Source organism: Pantoea sp. C2G6 (genome assembly GCF_051336815.1).
Classification (GTDB): Bacteria; Pseudomonadota; Gammaproteobacteria; order Enterobacterales; family Enterobacteriaceae; genus Pantoea.
This window is the reverse complement of the sequence record NZ_JBGMNJ010000013.1, coordinates 85,985-102,140: the sequence shown is the minus strand read 5'-3', so window position 1 is coordinate 102,140 and position 16,156 is coordinate 85,985. Positions and strand designations below refer to the sequence as shown.

Annotated in this window: 13 protein-coding genes; 7 read left to right on the top strand and 6 right to left on the bottom strand. The window is 58.8% G+C overall.

All coding sequences use genetic code 11. From position 1 onward, the window contains the following. The first annotated feature begins 225 nt into the window (after positions 1–225). Positions 226–2,616 carry a glucose/quinate/shikimate family membrane-bound PQQ-dependent dehydrogenase gene (locus ACCW71_RS16265; protein WP_436373158.1) on the top strand — a complete coding sequence of 797 codons (2,391 nt, stop codon included), beginning with the start codon at positions 226–228 and terminating at the stop codon, positions 2,614–2,616. A gap of 55 nt (positions 2,617–2,671) precedes the next feature. On the opposite strand, the gene ACCW71_RS16260 is transcribed toward ACCW71_RS16265, so the two are convergent. From ACCW71_RS16260 to ACCW71_RS16245, 4 genes are all read right to left on the bottom strand, one after another. Then, positions 2,672–3,877 carry an MFS transporter gene (locus ACCW71_RS16260; protein WP_436373156.1) on the bottom strand — a complete coding sequence of 402 codons (1,206 nt, stop codon included), beginning with the start codon at positions 3,875–3,877 and terminating at the stop codon, positions 2,672–2,674. Between the two features lie 110 nt (positions 3,878–3,987). Next, positions 3,988–4,884, bottom strand: coding sequence for a LysR family transcriptional regulator (locus tag ACCW71_RS16255; protein WP_436373155.1), 897 nt, complete (start codon positions 4,882–4,884; stop codon positions 3,988–3,990). A gap of 170 nt (positions 4,885–5,054) precedes the next feature. Further along, entirely contained in the window at positions 5,055–5,423 is a 369-nt protein-coding gene (locus ACCW71_RS16250) for a helix-turn-helix domain-containing protein (RefSeq protein ID WP_436373153.1), read from the bottom strand. A 224-nt stretch (positions 5,424–5,647) separates the two neighbouring features. Continuing rightward, positions 5,648–6,550: a hypothetical protein gene (locus tag ACCW71_RS16245; RefSeq protein WP_436373151.1), complete on the bottom strand. Its 903-nt coding sequence runs from the start codon at positions 6,548–6,550 to the stop codon at positions 5,648–5,650. Between the two features lie 396 nt (positions 6,551–6,946). Here ACCW71_RS16245 and ACCW71_RS16240 point away from each other — a divergent pair, with 396 nt between their 5' ends. The 3 genes from ACCW71_RS16240 (at position 6,947) to ACCW71_RS16230 (ending at position 10,104) form a co-directional block, all read left to right on the top strand. Then, positions 6,947–7,606, top strand: a complete 660-nt coding sequence (locus ACCW71_RS16240) for a response regulator (RefSeq protein WP_436373150.1) — start codon at positions 6,947–6,949, stop codon at positions 7,604–7,606. Continuing rightward, positions 7,603–8,958, top strand: coding sequence for a sensor histidine kinase (locus ACCW71_RS16235; RefSeq protein ID WP_436373149.1), 1,356 nt, complete (start codon positions 7,603–7,605; stop codon positions 8,956–8,958). Before ACCW71_RS16240 ends, ACCW71_RS16235 begins: the two co-directional genes overlap by 4 nt. A gap of 279 nt (positions 8,959–9,237) precedes the next feature. Beyond that, entirely contained in the window at positions 9,238–10,104 is an 867-nt protein-coding gene (locus ACCW71_RS16230; RefSeq protein WP_436373148.1) for a nucleoside-specific channel-forming protein Tsx, read from the top strand. Positions 10,105–10,196: 92 nt separating this feature from the next. On the opposite strand, the gene yjdN is transcribed toward ACCW71_RS16230, so the two are convergent. Further along, on the bottom strand, positions 10,197–10,634 hold the full coding sequence (gene yjdN / locus ACCW71_RS16225; protein ID WP_436373147.1) for a VOC family metalloprotein YjdN: 438 nt from the start codon (positions 10,632–10,634) through the stop codon (positions 10,197–10,199). Between the two features lie 72 nt (positions 10,635–10,706). Then, the gene (locus ACCW71_RS16220; protein ID WP_436373146.1) at positions 10,707–11,603 is read right to left on the bottom strand and encodes a LysR family transcriptional regulator; all 897 of its coding nucleotides are present in this window, start codon (positions 11,601–11,603) and stop codon (positions 10,707–10,709) included. Between the two features lie 115 nt (positions 11,604–11,718). Here ACCW71_RS16220 and ACCW71_RS16215 point away from each other — a divergent pair, with 115 nt between their 5' ends. The 3 genes from ACCW71_RS16215 (at position 11,719) to abgT (ending at position 16,150) form a co-directional block, all read left to right on the top strand. Then, positions 11,719–13,032 carry a M20 family metallo-hydrolase gene (locus ACCW71_RS16215; protein ID WP_436373145.1) on the top strand — a complete coding sequence of 438 codons (1,314 nt, stop codon included), beginning with the start codon at positions 11,719–11,721 and terminating at the stop codon, positions 13,030–13,032. Further along, the gene (locus ACCW71_RS16210; RefSeq protein WP_436373144.1) at positions 13,029–14,471 is read left to right on the top strand and encodes a M20 family metallopeptidase; all 1,443 of its coding nucleotides are present in this window, start codon (positions 13,029–13,031) and stop codon (positions 14,469–14,471) included. Before ACCW71_RS16215 ends, ACCW71_RS16210 begins: the two co-directional genes overlap by 4 nt. Positions 14,472–14,632: 161 nt before the next feature. Beyond that, on the top strand, positions 14,633–16,150 hold the full coding sequence (gene abgT / locus ACCW71_RS16205; RefSeq protein ID WP_436373208.1) for a p-aminobenzoyl-glutamate transporter: 1,518 nt from the start codon (positions 14,633–14,635) through the stop codon (positions 16,148–16,150). Positions 16,151–16,156: the final 6 nt, after the last annotated feature.

Below are 16,156 nucleotides of genomic sequence, written 5' to 3'. Positions count from 1 at the left end.
GTCCTTTAATCCCTTATAAAATGTCGTATTATTTCATTTGTTAAGCGCTTTGAGCCAAAAAAATCAAACCTTGATCTAATTTTGCTATAACATTTAACACAAAGGGATCGTCTGTCTTACCGGAAGAGATACTGAAGAACACCCTAATCATTTGTACTTGATAACTGAAAACAGCCTATCTGGTTGTTTTCGTGTGTTTTATGGCAACGAAACGAGGTCGATATTATGGGGAAAAACTCCTCATCTTTTGGCGTAATTCGTTTCCTGACGGTACTGTTCGCAGTGCTGACGGGCGCGTTTATGCTGATTGGCGGTGGCTGGTTAGCCGCCATTGGTGGTTCCTGGTATTACGTTTTCGGCGGTGTGGTTATGCTTATCACCGCTTATCTGCTTGCCCGCCGCAACAGCAGCGCGCTGGTTCTCTATGCACTGCTGCTGATCGGCACCCTGATCTGGGGTGTGTGGGAAGTGGGTACTGACTTCTGGGCTCTGGCACCGCGCACCGATGTGCTGGTGATCTTTGGTGTCTGGCTGATCCTGCCGTTTGTCTATCGTAGCCTGAACGCTGGCAGCAAAGCGGCGCTGGGTACTATGGCTGTGGCGCTGATTGCCAGTGCTGCCGTGCTGACCTATGCGGTCTTTAACGACCCACAGGTCGTCAACGGTTCACTGCCAGAAACTGCGGATAACGCGCCGCAGGCACAGCCGCTGAGCAACATCCCGGACGCTGACTGGCCCGCCTACGCGCGCGATCAGCAGGGCACCCGTTTCTCGCCGCTGAAGCAGATTAACCATCAGAACGTGAAAGAGTTACAGGTCGCCTGGCAGTTCCAGACCGGCGACATGAAAACCCCGAACGATCCGGGTGAAATCACCGACGAAGTGACCCCGATTAAAATCCGCGACACTCTTTACCTCTGTTCGCCACACCAGATCCTGTTTGCACTGGATGCGGCCACCGGCAAGCAGAAGTGGAAATTTGATCCGGGCATGAAGGTCAATCCAACCTTCCAGCACGTCACCTGTCGTGGTGTCTCTTACCATGAAGTCCCGGCCGCGGCCGATGCCGCTAACAGCCAGCCTGCGCTCTGCTCACGTCGCATCTATCTGCCGGTCAACGATGGTCGTCTGTTTGCGCTGGACGCGGAAACCGGCGAACGCTGCCCGTCATTTGGCGTCAACGGCGAGCTGGATCTGCAACACAAACAGCCTGTCACCACCGCGGGTATGTATGAGCCGACCTCACCGCCGGTGATCACCAACACCACCATCGTGATGGCGGGTGCGGTTACCGATAACTTCTCAACCCGCGAGCCGTCAGGCGTGATTCGTGGCTTTGATGTCAATACCGGTAAGCTGCTGTGGGTGTTTGACCCAGGCGCGAAAGATCCTAACGCCATTCCGGCGGATGAACACACCTTCACCATGAACTCTCCGAATTCATGGGCACCGGCGGTTTACGATCCGAAACTGGATACCGTTTACCTGCCGATGGGCGTGACCACACCGGACATCTGGGGCGGCAACCGCACGCCAGAGCAGGAGCGTTACGCCAGCAGCGTGCTGGCCCTCAACGCCACCACCGGCAAGCTGGTCTGGTCTTATCAGACGGTGCATCACGACCTGTGGGATATGGACCTGCCGTCGCAGCCGACGCTGGCTGACATCACCGATAAAGATGGCAACACCGTGCCGGTGGTCTATGCCCCGGCGAAAACCGGTAACATCTTTGTGCTGGATCGTCGTACCGGCAAGCCTGTGGTGCCTGCGCCAGAAACGCCAGTGCCGCAGGGCGCGGCCAAAGGCGATCACGTTGCCGCCACTCAGCCCTACTCTGAGCTGACCTTCCGTCCGAAACAGAACCTCACGGACAAGGATATGTGGGGCGCGACGATGTTCGACCAGCTGGTGTGCCGCGTGATCTTCAAGCGTCTGCGCTACGAAGGTCCGTTTACCCCGCCATCTGAGCAGGGCACGCTGGTGTTCCCTGGCAACCTCGGTATGTTCGAATGGGGCGGCATCGCTGTCGATCCCCATCGTCAGATCGCGATTGCGAACCCGATGGCGCTGCCGTTTGTCTCCAAACTGGTCCCACGCGGTCCGGGCAATCCGATTGAGCCGCCGAAAGGCGCTGAAGGCGGTTCCGGCACCGAAACCGGTATTCAGCCACAGTATGGCGTGCCCTATGGCGTCGAGCTGAATCCGTTCCTGTCGCCGTTTGGTCTGCCATGTAAACAGCCTGCCTGGGGTTATATCTCCGCGGTGGATCTGAAGACCAACGACGTGGTGTGGAAACAGCGTATCGGTACGGTTCGTGATAGCGCACCGGTTCCGCTGCCGTTCAAAATGGGTATGCCAATGCTGGGTGGTCCCATCACCACCGCCGGTAAGGTGTTCTTTATTGGTGCGACCGCAGATAACTACCTGCGCGCCTTCAGCACCGATACTGGCGAGCTGTTATGGCAGGCACGTCTGCCGGCTGGCGGCCAGGCGACACCGATGACCTATGAAGTAGATGGCAAACAGTATGTTGTCATCGCGGCGGGTGGTCACGGCTCGTTCGGCACCAAACTGGGCGATTACGTTATCGCCTACGCGCTGCCAGACCAGAAATAAGTGATTCAGCAGTAAGCACGCTAAGGCGGACTCCGGTCCGCCTTTTTTGATCGCGCTACTTCCGCATACCGCGCCAGTTAAGCCAGGCACAGAACAGCATCACGGCGCAGGTCGCCAGAAACACCGGCCGCATCCCCAGCGCCCCACCCACCAGCCCGCCAAACAGCGGACCGCTCACCTGACCGATATATTGCGCCGAGGTCGAATAGCCCAGCATCCGGCCGACCTGAGAGGCTGGTACGTGATGGCGAATCATCGCCGTAATGCACGGCAGCAAGCCGCCCAGCGCCATCCCCATCAGAAAACGCAGCAGCACCAGCTGCCACGCCGCGCTGATAAACGCCTGCGGGATCAGCAGCAACCCACTCAGCAATAAACCGCCGGTCAGCACGCGCCAGTGGCCGACGCGATCGGCCAGACGCCCGAGGCGCGGCGCAGAGATCACCGTTCCCAGCGCCGCGGCGGACATCACCAGCCCGGCCATCAGGGTGATCTGATGCTCGCCCTGCACAAACTCACCGACGTAGAGCGTGATAATCGGCTCAATCGACATGGTGGCAAAGATCAGCAACATCCCGGAGAGCCACATCAGCCGCACCAGCCGCTGATTAACCGGCGGTTCCGCCACCTGCGTCTGCTGCCGGGACTGCGCCGCTACGCTGGCGCGCGGCTGCTCCCTGAGTAAAAAAGTGGTGGCGAGAAAGGCGAGAAAAATCACCGCGCCGGTTAACCAGAAGGTCTGGCGGATGCCGATCAGCGGCGGTAACACGCCCCCCAGCAGCGGCCCGACCACGTTGCCCGCCATAATGCCAGAGGACAACAGACCCAGCGCCCAGCCGGTCTGCGCTTTGGGGGTTTGCGACGCCACCAGGATGGTCGACCCTGAGGCATAGCCGCCCAGCAGCCCCGCCAGCAGGCGCAGCGCCACCAGCTGCCAGGGCGCGGTCGCCATGCCGATCAGCGACATGGCAATCGCCATACCGAGACTGGCGCGGATCAGCATCAGCTTACGCCCATAGCGATCGGCCAGTTTGCCCCACAGCGGCGCGGTCAGCGCGGCGCTGAAGAAGGTCGCACCGTAGGCGAGACCGGACCAGCGGGCGATCGCGGCGGGCTGCTCTACCCCAAGCTGCTGCACATAGAGCGGCAGAAAAGGCAGCAGCAGCGTCATCGCCACAATGGTGCTGAAGGAGCCGACGACACAGACGGCTAAGTTACGTTTCCAGTGCGGAAACGCGGCAGTTTCGGGGGACTGTTGCATGGCAATATCCGGTGAGTGATCAGGGATACAGGCTAACCAGAGTCGCTGGATAACAACAGTCACGCCACGATAGTTACTCTGTAGCGCTGATTGTCGTCACTGAGCAACAATCAGCGGGCAGCCAGCGCGGCGATCAGCGCATCGCACAACAGCGTCACCGCTCTGACCGGTTCCGCGCTGTCGTGCAGCAGCAGATAACTTTGCAGGCGATCCATCTGCCACTCCGGTAACAGTTGCTGAATCTCACCACGCGCCAGCGCCTCCTGCGCCATGTAGGAGGGCAGATAGGCGATGCCGCTGCCCGCCAGCGCCGCATTGAGCAGCGCCATGCTGTTGTTGGCGCGAAAGCGACTGCGCACATCGAGGGCCAGCCGCTGTTTATCCCGGCGGAACGGCAGCGCGGCGGTGTGTGCCGGACCATGAAACAGCAGCAGATCGTGGCGCGGCAGCATCTCCGGGTGGCTGATAGCGGGGCGTTGCGCCAGATAGGCGGGCGCGGCGTAGAGACCCCATTCAATCTCGCTTAACACCCGGAAATTGCCCTGCCGGGGCGCGCGGGATCGAATGACGATCGCCAGATCGACCTGATCCTCCAGCGCGTCATGATGGCGATCGGTAAGATCGAGATCGACGTTGATATGCAGATGGCGACGCAGAAAGCGATTCAGCACCGGAACCACACACTGGCAGCCGAAGGTCACCGGTGCCTGGAGCCGCAGATGACCGCTGGGCTGCTGATGCAGTTGCTGCACAAACGCCTCGGCACGCTGCGCCTCTGCCAGCATCCGCACGCAGTAGGGATAGTAAGCCTGGCCCAGCTCGGTCAGCGCCAGCCGCCGCGTGGTGCGCTGCAACAGCCGGATACCGAGCCGCAGCTCCAGCCGGGCGATCTCCCGACTGACATGCGATTTAGACCAGCCCAGGGCGCGCGCGGCCTCACTGAAACTTTGCAACTCGACGACCCGGGCAAATACCAACATGGCGGTTAAATTCGCGCCGTTTTCCATGCTTGCCGACTCCAGCGGTAAAGAAATGCTGGCAACAAACTAGCACGTCCGGGTCGGAGCAGATCGACAGGCGGGAAAAAAAGCGCGCGTGGGCGAGCCGCAGAACAGCGGCGCACAGTGCATATCGCCCTTCCCGTCTCTGCTCTGTGACGGGAAGGGTATGGCAGGCTTCAGCTGGCCATCGCCAGCGGAAACAGCAGCCGATCCGGCTCCACGCGGCGCTGACGACGCAGCTGGCCTGGGGTCATCATGAAATAGTTTTTAAAGGTGCGGGTATAAGCCTGCTGGGTATCGAAGCCGTAGTTCATCGCCACCTGCAATATCGCGTCATCGCTGCTCAGCAGCGTGAGCGCAGACTCGGTCAGGCGGCGCTGACGGATATACTCTGCCAGAGAAAAGCCGGTGTGCTGACGAAACAGGCGTTGCAGATGCCAGCGGGAATAGCCGGATCGACGCGCCACCTCATCCAGATGCAGATCGTGTCCTAAGTTGTTCTCTATCCACTCCAGCAAACTCCGAATAAACTCGCGCTGATTCATGGGTTCCTCCTGTTGAAACTGATGTGCAGTGGAACCACTCTACCCGCTAAAATTTATCCCTTAATTAGCAGAAAATTAGCGCAGAATTAGCAATCGGAAAAAGCGCAGCGAGAGCAGGCGGCAGGAGCCGTTCAGGTACTAAAATCTTTGCTGCAAGGGGAACTGAAGGCAAAAGAATTGCTCCGTAAGCCAGATTTATTTTCTGCTGCGGTGATGCTGGCCGATTATGTCTGGCCGGAGTCAACAAGTCTGAGGTATCGCTGATACTCACGCGCCAGAAATTCAACATGTCGCGGTAACTCCTCCCGATATAGCGCGGGTGGCACGTTGTCGCCTGATTCCTGTTCCAGCTCAGCCACCAGCTGCTCAACAATACGGTACAGCGGAATGCGGTGTTCAGCCTGGAAACGTCTGAATGCCCTGTTCCAGATAAACGAAACAAAGTAATCAAGATACTTTCTGCCCTGCCGGAAAGGTAATGTCTGTAACTTCTCCAGCAAAAAGTTGAAAGCGGGTAATGCCAGGACACGAATTCGTTCCGCTTCGGTCTGCCGGTCCTTACCCATCGGGGTCGTGGCATTTGTCAGACGGGAGCGGATACAGGCAATAGGGTTGAGAACCCGGACGAATTCGTGGCTCATGGCTGCGCCATGGCGATCAGGCATCACCAGAAAGGGCTCTGTATTGAGTACAAGTTTATCGCCGGCAAAATCTCCAGCCTCAAAGCCAGCAGGGCGATCGATGATGTCTACAATATTTGCTTCATTCAGCCGCTCGTTGAGGAACTGACCCTGAGCATCCTCCTTGACCTTCCCGGTATCTTTATCAATCAGGCTGAGTACCGCAATGGAAGGTGGAGTAAAAACGTCCTGAACGTTTCCCGCCACGTTAAATATTTTCGCGATCACCTCAACCCCTTCTTTCCGGGCAACATAATCAACATCCATTGACGCAATGGCTGTCATGTCCGGCTGATCAGGATAGAGGTGTAACCAGGTGAGGTACCAGTACATAACCGCCTGACCGCCCACGGTGATAACCGGAGAGGGAAGCAACCTGGCGTTATCAATCAGATACCGATTTAACCGGATGGTCTGTTCTTCTGGAGGAATGGCGCGCGATGTCATAAAAAAAGCCCACCTGTAGGATGAGCTTATTTTATCACTTAGCCGATTTCAGTCGGGAATGACGTCAGAAAAATGCGAGGCTGCGTCCACCTTTTGCCGGCACAACACCTTCAGGGCGTTTTTCAAGCACGCGACCCGGCACCTGACCACTTCGGACCGCTTCAACGCGCTCCTGATATTCGCGCTGGTGTCTGTTTTTTGCTTGCTGGGCTGACATACTATCACCGATAAATTATCTGGCATTCGCCTGTTGTTCAAATATACGTCACCCGTTTCAGGCTTGCAATCGCTGGCACCTCAACCAGCATAACCAGTGGCGCGAACTATCACGGCGGATAATTCTGCTCTAACAATTGACGGTTACACTCTCCCCTATCTTTCTGAAGGAGATCAGCCATGCGGGTGTTACTGGTTGAAGATGATGAAATGATCGGCGCGAACCTGCAACAGGCACTGGAAGGCGCGGGCTGGTCAGTGGATTGGGTACGCGATGGCGTCTATGCCCATAACGCCTGGAGCGAGGGCAGCTACAGCTGTGTGCTGCTCGATCTGGGCTTGCCACGTGATGATGGCTTACAGGTGCTGCGCCGGGCGCGCGGGCGCGGCGATTCCACGCCGGTGTTGATCCTGACCGCGCGCGACACGGTGGCGCAGCGGATCCAGGGGCTCGACAGCGGCGCAGACGACTACCTGCTTAAGCCTTTCGATTTGCAGGAGGTGATGGCCCGGATGCGCGCGATCACCCGGCGTCGCCACGGCGCGGCGGATTCACTGCTTGGCAGCGGCGACGTTCAGCTGGATATGATGACGCGCGAGGTGCTCTACAAAGGCCAGCGCGAACAGCTCACGGCGCGTGAATATGCCCTGCTCTACGCCCTGCTGGAGCGGCCGGGCGCGATTCTGTCGCGCGAACAGCTGGAAAACCGCATTTATGGCTGGGGCGATGAAGTCAGCAGCAACGCGGTTGATGTGCTGATCCACGGAATGCGTCGCAAGCTGGATAACGACGTCATCCGTAACGTGCGCGGGCTGGGCTGGCGGGTGCCCGCGATATGAAGCCCTTTACCTTTATGCGCTCGCTACGCAACAAACTCCTCTCCACGCTGCTGATCATTCACCTGCTGATGATTGGCGGCGTCACCTGGTATTTCTTCAGCTGCTACGGCGATATGGTCGGCACCATGAAGGATGACCAGCTGGCGAAAATCGCCGATGCCTGGTCCACCAACAAACAGATGCCGGCGCTGATGCCGATGCTCATCGCCCCCGATAAGGCGAAGAGCGCCTTTGTGGTTCAGCTATGGGATAACCAGGGGAAACTGCGCGCCAGCTCCTGGCCGGAGCTTCAGGCCCCGCTGCAAACGCAACGCGGCTATCGCGATGTCTATGTGGGCCAGTGTGACGACTGTGAATGGCGCATCTACACCCGGCCCGGCCTGCCCGGTAGCGAGATTAAAACCATTCAGGTGATGCATAACCTCAGCTACATGAAGGCGCTGATGGTCAAGCGGGCGCTGTCGGCGATCATTCCATTGATCCTGATGATGCCGCTGTCGCTGCTGGTGATCTGGCTGGTGGTGCGTAAGATCACCCGCGATCTGCGGATCGCCTCGCGGCAGATTGCGGCGCAGGAGACCCATCATCCGCACAATGTCTCACCCGAGGGTTTGCCGGATGAGATCCTGCCGCTGGTGGCGGCCTACAACTCGTTGCTGAGTAAGCTGCGCGAGGCCTGGTCCTCTCAGCGTCAGTTTCTGGAGGATGCCGCCCATGAGCTGCGTACGCCGGTGACGGCGGTGACGTTACAGCTGGAAAACCTGCGTCAGCATATCCAGCCGGGCGAGGCGAGCCGCCAGTTCAGCCAGCTGGAAGCGGGCGTCACCCGCACCCGGCATCTGGTGACCCAGTTGCTGAATGTCTCGCGGCAGGAGGATCAAAGCGTGGTCGCCAGCGTTGAACATATCGATCTGGAAGATCTACTGAAGGAGAGCATTGAGCAACTGATGGTGGTGGCGGATAAACGCGGCATCGATATTGGCTTCAATGGCTCCACCCAGTACCGGCTTCAGGCCAGCCGCTCCGAGCTGCGCAGCCTGTTTGACAACCTGATTGGTAACGCCATGTTGCATACCCCGGAAGGCAGCCTGGTCGATGTGCTGCTGCATCGGGTATCTGGCCAGACGGTGGTCGATATTGTCGATAACGGGCCAGGCATGCCGGAATCCTTTATCGAACGCGCCTTTGATCGCTTTACCCGCTCGCCCGACGTAAAAGCGCAGGGCAGCGGCCTGGGCCTGTCGATTGTGCGCAGTGTGGCGCAGAAACATCAGATTCAGGTCGCCCTCTCCAACTGCCTGACGCCACAGGGTGCCATCTGTGGTTTACAGGTTCGCGTCACCTTTCCCTGATCTCACCTGTTTGATCACGAACCAGACAACGTAAACGGTTGCCTGGTTCCGTTCGATCCACGTCGTTATTGTGAAGCGCATCACATTTTAGCTGAATTGTAATGCAACACTTTTTGACAAACGTGAGCAAAATCTATTTTCTATCGATCTGTTACAGGCACGCTACGCGGGCTGAAGAACGGGTTGTTATTTGCTGTGAAACCCTCATTCCCATCAAGGGACCGATTTCTCTCTGACTGCGTCTGGTGTGCGGCGGTCAAAAGCATGTGGCTGATAATAATGAAATATAAAACGTTGATAGCAGGTGCCGTGCTGGCATGTTCATTGAGTGGTGCTGCGCAGGCCGCGGAAAGCGATCCGCAGTATCTCTCCGACTGGTGGCATCAGAGCGTGAACGTGGTAGGCAGCTACCACACCCGTTTCGGACCGCAGTTTAACAACGACGTTTATCTGGAATATGAAGCGTTTGCCAAGAAAGAGTGGTTCGATTTCTACGGCTATCTCGACGTGCCTAACTTCTTCGGCGTGGGTAACAGCAACGCCAACGGCGTTTTTGACCACGGTTCACCGATGTTTATGGAGATTGAGCCGCGCTTCTCTATCGACAAACTGACCGGCACCAGCCTGGCCTTTGGTCCGTTCAAAGAGTGGTATTTCGCTAACAACTACATCTACGACATGGGCCGCAACAGCGATAACCGCCAGAACACCTGGTATATGGGTCTGGGCACCGATATTGATACTCATAGCGATGTCGGCCTGTCGCTGAACGTCTACGCCAAATATCAGTGGGAAAACTACGGTGCGGCGAATGAGAACAGCTGGGATGGTTATCGCTTCAAGGTGAAATACTTCGTGCCGATCACCACGCTGTGGGGCGGTAATCTCGGCTATGTCGGCTTTACCAACTTCGACTGGGGTTCTGACCTCAACGAGAAAGGCGGTTCGTCACGCACCAGCAACTCCATCGCTTCCAGCCACATTCTGTCTCTGGGTTACGATCACTGGCACATCTCGGCGGTGGCGCGTTACTTCCACAACGGCGGACAGTGGGCGGATGGTCAGGAGCTGAACTTCGGCAAGGGACCGTTTGAAGTGAAATCTACCGGCTGGGGTTACTACCTGGTGGCGGGTTACAACTTCTGATGAGGTGCGGCGGCCTGAAGCGTGCCGCCGCGCGATAAAACCGGTCGTGGCCATTGAAACGGCGTCGCGGTTGCCGACGCCGTCTGGCTCAGTTAATCCTGCGACTTCTCTACATTGATGCGCCACGGAATATTGAACTTATCAATAAACATGGCAAACCCGCTCGACCAGAATGTCTCCTGCCACGGGGTGGTGACTTTGCCGCCTGCCGACAGCTTTTCGAACCACGCTTTACCTTCTGCTACATCGGTGGTTGAAAGGCTGACCGCGTAACCCGCATGTTCCGATGCCGGTGGCTGCTCGGTGTTGCCATCGCTTAGCATCAGTTCACCCTCACCGATACGCAACTGAGCATGCATGATCTTCTCTGGCGGCTGAGGCGCAGCAGATTGATCGCCCACCTGTTCGCCCTGATCAGGCATATCACCGAACTTCATTTTAGCGAGCAGCTCGCCCCCGGTCGCCTGAAGGTAAAAGTCGATAGCCTCTTCGCAACGGCCATAGAGAAACAGATAAGGACTGACTTGCATCTTCACCTCTATTTGTCGGTTGGATTTCTACAGTACCTTAATAGTGTAGACGATCGGCTTTAATCACTGATTTTACTGACAATAACGGCGGAACAGCTGCGCCATATAGCTGCTCATCGGCGTCAGCGCGGTCTCTTTGCGCTGTATCAGATAAAAGGTCGCTTTGGGCAGCGGGTCGTCGAGCGACAGCGCCACCAGCGATCGGCCGAGAATCGGATCGTCAATCACATCCACCGACAGAATACTGATGAAGTCACTCTGCGCCACCAGGCTGGTGCAGGCCATAAAGGTTTCACAGGTGACCACGATTTTCGGTGCCATGCCGCGCTCGCCAAACAGATCGTGCAGCAGGCGGTAGTAGCTGCCTTTGGGCGTCGGCATGGTCCAGTCAGCCTGCTGTAGCTCGGCCAGCGAACGCGCCTTTTCCAGCGGATGGCCCTTACGCACCACCACTTTGTACTCGCGCTGCATCAGTTGCTCATACATCAGCTCCTGATCGAGATGGCTCTGATCGTAGGTGTTGATGGTGAAATCGAGCGCCCCCTGACGCAGTTCATGCACCATCGACACCAGCTGGCCTTCGACAATACGCACTTTCACCAGCGGATATTCACGATGAAACTGGTTTATCACCTGCGGCATGATGGTGCGCGCCACGCTGCCGCCCACCCCGATGTTGACCTGACCACCTCCCAGCCCCAGCCGCTGCTGAATATCTTCCTGCGCGACCCGCAGTTCCGCCAGCACCAGGCTGGCATGACGAAAAAAGTTATCACCGATGTCAGTTAACACTACGCCCTGCTGACGGCGGATAAACAGCCGCGCCCCCAGCTCACGCTCCAGCTCCTGAATCGCTTTAGTTAAGGCGGGTTGCGAAAGACCGGAAAGACGGCTCGCCGCCCGGATACTGCCCTGCCGCGCCACGTCGACAAAGGCGCGCAGTTGATGAAGTTTGAGGTTAGCAGACATAAATTCGGTGATAACCGTTGTTTATCAGTCACAAGATATTCGCATCTTATGCCGCTCAATACCATTGTGTAGATTCAGAACGATGCATAAAAAACCAACAGTAAGGACAGAGCCGATGAATACCCTTTCCGACCACATCCGCGCCCGGCTGCCCCAGCTGCAACAGTGGCGTCGCGACTTCCATCACTACGCCGAATCGGGCTGGGTAGAGTTCCGCACCGCCACCCTGGTGGCCGAGGCGCTGCACCAGCTCGGTTATCAGCTGCAACTGGGCCGGGAGGTGATCGACGCTGACGCCCGCATGGGGCTGCCCGACGAGGAGGTGCTCCGGCAGCAGGAGGCGCGGGCGCTGCAACAGGGTGCGCTGCCCCAGTGGATCAGCCACTTCTCCGGCGGGTTTTGCGGCATCGTGGCGACGCTTGAAACCGGGCGGCCTGGCCCGGTGATGGGATACCGGGTGGACATGGACGCCTTGGATCTTAATGAGAGCCAGGCGGCGGATCATCTGCCGCAGCGCGAAGGCTTTGCCTCCTGCAATCCCGGCATGATGCATGCCTGTGGTCATGACGGCCATACCACCATTGGCCTTGGTCTGGCTTCGGTGCTGATGGCGATGAAAGATCAGCTGAGCGGCACGATAAAACTGATCTTCCAGCCCGCTGAAGAGGGAGTGCGCGGCGCGAAATCGATGGTGGCGGCTGGCGTAGTCGATGATGTGGATCGCTTTACCGCCATCCATATCGGGACCGGCGTCCCGGCTGGCGAAGTGGTGTGCGGCAGCGACAGCTTTCTCGCCACCACCAAGCTCGATATTCATTTTACCGGCGTCGGAGCCCATGCGGGCGCCCGCCCGGAAGAGGGTCGCAACGCCCTGCTGGCCGCGGCGCAGGCGACGCTGGGGCTGCATGGCCTGTGCCAGCACAGCGGCGGGGTGGCGCGCGTCAACGTCGGCGTGATGCAGGCCGGAACCGGCCGCAACGTGGTGCCCGACTGCGCGCTGCTGAAAGTCGAAACCCGCGGTGCCACCAATCAGGTCAACGATGATATTTATCAGCAGGCGCTGCGCGTGGTGGCCGGGGCGGCGGCGATGTATGGCGTAGAGCATCAGGTTTCGCTGATGGGCGCCGCGCGCAGCTGTACGCCGACCCAGCCGTGGGTCGATTTCATTCATCAGCAGGCGGACGCGCTCGGCATCTTCCGTTCAGTGGTCGATCGCAAAGCTCAGGCGGCCGGTTCCGAAGATGCCACTTACATGATGGAGCGGGTAAAAGAGCGCGGTGGCCAGGCGTCTTATGTCATTTTTGGCTGTGAGCTGGCGGCGGGTCATCACAATGCGAAGTTCGACTTTGATGAGCAGGTGATGCCGGACGCCATCACCCTGCTGGCGACGCTGGCGCTGAATCAGGCGCAATATGGCGGTGCCCGATGAGCGAAGATTTTATTGCGGAGTATATCGATCGCCATCACCTGCGGTTCAGCGGCCTCAGCGACGCTATCTGGGACACCCCGGAAACCCGTTTTGCCGAGACCCGCTCCTCGGCGCTGCTGGCTGACGCGCTGGCCGAAGAAGGTTTTACGGTGGAGCGCGGCGTCGGCGGTCTCGACACCGCCTTTATCGCCAGCTTTGGTCACGGCAAACCGGTAATTGCTATCCTCGGCGAATTTGACGCGCTGGCCGGACTGAGCCAGCAGGCGGGCTGCGCCCGACCACAGCCGCTGGAGGCGAATGGCAACGGGCACGGCTGCGGACACAACCTGCTCGGCACCGCGGGCGTCGCGGCGGCCTGCGCGGTAAAAGCCTGGATGAGCCAGCACCCGACGGGCGGCACGGTACGCTTTTATGGCTGCCCCGGCGAAGAGGGGGGATCCGGCAAAACCTTTATGGTGCGTGAAGGGTTGTTCGATGATGTCGATGCCGCCGTCACCTGGCATCCTGAAGGCTTCAGCGGCATGTTCAATCTGCGCACCCTCGCCAATATCCAGGCGGCGTTCAGCTTTAAAGGGGTGGCGGCGCACGCGGCCAACTCCCCCCATCTCGGCCGCAGCGCGCTGGATGCCGTCACCCTGATGAACACCGGGGCCAACTTTCTGCGCGAGCATATCGTGCAGGAGGCGCGTCTGCACTATGCCGTGACCAACAGCGGCGGCGTCTCGCCGAATGTGGTGCAGGCGGATGCGGAAGTGCTCTACCTGATCCGCGCCCCGGAACTGCCGCAGGCGCAGGAGATCTACCAGCGGGTGATCAATATTGCCCGCGGCGCGGCCCTGATGACCGACACCACCCTGACGGTACGCTTTGATAAAGCCTGCTCCGACTATGTGCCGAATCGCGCGCTGGAAGCGGTGATGGAGCGCTATTTGCATCACTTTGGTCTGCCGGACTACAGCGACGAGGAGCGGGCGTTCGCGGCGGAGATACGCGCTACCCTGAGCGAAGAGGATCTGCGCAACGCCAGGCTTAACGCCGCCCGCACCGGCGGCGAAGCGGGTCACGCCTGGGTCGAACAGCTGGGCGACCGGCTGTTTATGGATCAGGTTGCGCCCTATGCGGTGACGCGCGAGCTGCTTTATGGCTCAACCGATGTCGGCGATGTCAGTTGGGTCACGCCGACCGCACAGTGCTTTGCGCCCTGCTTCACCTTTGGCACGCCGCTGCACACCTGGCAACTGGTGGCGCAGGGACGCACCAGCATCGGGCACAAGGGGATGTTGCTGGCGGGCAAAGTGATGGCGGCCACGGTGTTAACCCTGATGCAGGATGCGCAGGCGCTGGCCGCCTGTCAGGCCGAGTTTAACCGGGTACGCGCTACGCAACCCTATCACTGCCCGATCCCGGCGGGGATCACCCCAACAAAACTGGCCGAATGAGCCAACGGCCGCGTCACTGGCGCGGACCGCTATAAAAAATATTGCAAACACACTCCCCCGATTCAGCGGTGCCGCATCTGAACTCACCGCCGCTCGCACGCAACCGCGACCGGCGTCAGCCAGCGCCGCTGATTGGGGGACATAAAACGAGACCCGACATGATGGAAGCAACCTCACAGAACCGCAGCCCTGGCCGGCTTTTCAGCTGGATCGAGCGCGTGGGCAATAAAGTGCCCAATCCGTTTTTACTGTTTGTCTATCTGATTGTGGTGCTGATGGTGGCGACCGCCATAATCAGCGCGCTGGATCTGGCGGTAAAAAATCCGGCTAACGGCGAGATAGTGCGGGTCAATAACCTGCTGAGCGTCGCTGGTATTCAGTGGATCCTGCCGAACATTATCAAGAACTTCAGCAGCTTTACCCCGCTGGGGTCGATTCTGGCGCTGGTGATTGGTGCCGGGCTGGCGGAGAAAGTGGGCCTGTTGCAGTCGCTGATGGTAAAGATGGCGTCGCGCGTCAGCCGTCGCTACGCCAGCTATATGGTGCTGTTTATCGCCTTTTTCAGCCACATCTCCTCGGATGCGGCGCTGGTGGTGATGCCGCCACTGGGCGCGCTGATCTTCCTGGCGGTGGGTCGTCATCCGGTGGCCGGTCTGCTGGCGGCGATTGCCGGTGTGGCGTCCGGGTTTACCGCCAATCTGCTGATCGTCACCACCGACGTGCTGCTCTCCGGTATCAGTACCGAAGCGGCGAAGGCGGTCAGCAGCACGGTGCACGTCAGCGTCATCGATAACTGGTTTTTTATGGCGACCTCAGTGATCGTGCTGACCGTGGTCGGCGCGCTGCTGACGGATAAGTTTATCGAGCCGCGCCTGCCGCAGTGGCAGGGCAATGGCGAAAAACTGGCGGCGCTGACCCCGCTGGAGAACCGTGGCCTGCGCGCCGCGGGCATCGCGGCCCTGCTGTTTATCGCCGTGATGGCGCTGCTGGTGGTGCCGGAACATGCGCCGCTGCGCCACCCTGTCAGCGGGACGATTATTCCCTCGCCCTTTATTCAGGGCATTGTGCCAATCATTATTCTGTTCTTCTTTGTGGTCGCCATTGCCTATGGCGTGGTCACGAAGCAGATCCGTCGCCCCGACGATATTCCGCAGCTGCTGGTCGATCCGATGAAGGGAATGGCGGGCTTTATCGTGATGGTGTTTCCGCTGTCGCAGTTTGTGGCGTTCTTTAACTGGAGCAACATGGGCAAGTTTATGGCGATTGGCCTGACGGACGTGCTGGAGAGCGCTGGCGTCAGCGGTGCGCCCGCCTTTCTCGGTCTGATGTTCCTGTCGGCGTTTCTCTGCATGTTTATCGCCAGCGGCTCGGCGATCTGGTCGATTCTCGCCCCGGTGTTCGTGCCGATGTTTATGCTGCTTGGCTTCCATCCCGCCTTTGCCCAGATGATTTTCCGCATCGCCGACTCCGCGGTGCTGCCGCTGGCACCGATGTCGCCGTTTCTGCCGCTGTTCCTCGCCTTTTTGCAGCGCTACCAGAAAGATGCGCAGCTCGGCACCTATTACGTGCTGATCTTCCCCTACCCGCTGGTCTTTTTTATCAGCTGGATTGCGCTGCTGGTGGTCTGGTACTGGCTGGGACTGCCGATTGGTCCCGGCGTCTGGCCGCAGCTGCCGTAAGGCAGC

Bases quoted from the DNA above. Each gene is read 5' to 3' on its own strand.
- ACCW71_RS16265 (WP_436373158.1), top strand. From the start codon at position 226: ATGGGGAAAAACTCCTCATCTTTTGGCGTAATTCGTTTCCTGACGGTA.
- ACCW71_RS16260 (WP_436373156.1), bottom strand. From the start codon at position 3,877: ATGCAACAGTCCCCCGAAACTGCCGCGTTTCCGCACTGGAAACGTAAC.
- ACCW71_RS16255 (WP_436373155.1), bottom strand. From the start codon at position 4,884: ATGGAAAACGGCGCGAATTTAACCGCCATGTTGGTATTTGCCCGGGTC.
- ACCW71_RS16250 (WP_436373153.1), bottom strand. From the start codon at position 5,423: ATGAATCAGCGCGAGTTTATTCGGAGTTTGCTGGAGTGGATAGAGAAC.
- ACCW71_RS16245 (WP_436373151.1), bottom strand. From the start codon at position 6,550: ATGACATCGCGCGCCATTCCTCCAGAAGAACAGACCATCCGGTTAAAT.
- ACCW71_RS16240 (WP_436373150.1), top strand. From the start codon at position 6,947: ATGCGGGTGTTACTGGTTGAAGATGATGAAATGATCGGCGCGAACCTG.
- ACCW71_RS16235 (WP_436373149.1), top strand. From the start codon at position 7,603: ATGAAGCCCTTTACCTTTATGCGCTCGCTACGCAACAAACTCCTCTCC.
- ACCW71_RS16230 (WP_436373148.1), top strand. From the start codon at position 9,238: ATGAAATATAAAACGTTGATAGCAGGTGCCGTGCTGGCATGTTCATTG.
- yjdN (WP_436373147.1), bottom strand. From the start codon at position 10,634: ATGCAAGTCAGTCCTTATCTGTTTCTCTATGGCCGTTGCGAAGAGGCT.
- ACCW71_RS16220 (WP_436373146.1), bottom strand. From the start codon at position 11,603: ATGTCTGCTAACCTCAAACTTCATCAACTGCGCGCCTTTGTCGACGTG.
- ACCW71_RS16215 (WP_436373145.1), top strand. From the start codon at position 11,719: ATGAATACCCTTTCCGACCACATCCGCGCCCGGCTGCCCCAGCTGCAA.
- ACCW71_RS16210 (WP_436373144.1), top strand. From the start codon at position 13,029: ATGAGCGAAGATTTTATTGCGGAGTATATCGATCGCCATCACCTGCGG.
- abgT (WP_436373208.1), top strand. From the start codon at position 14,633: ATGGAAGCAACCTCACAGAACCGCAGCCCTGGCCGGCTTTTCAGCTGG.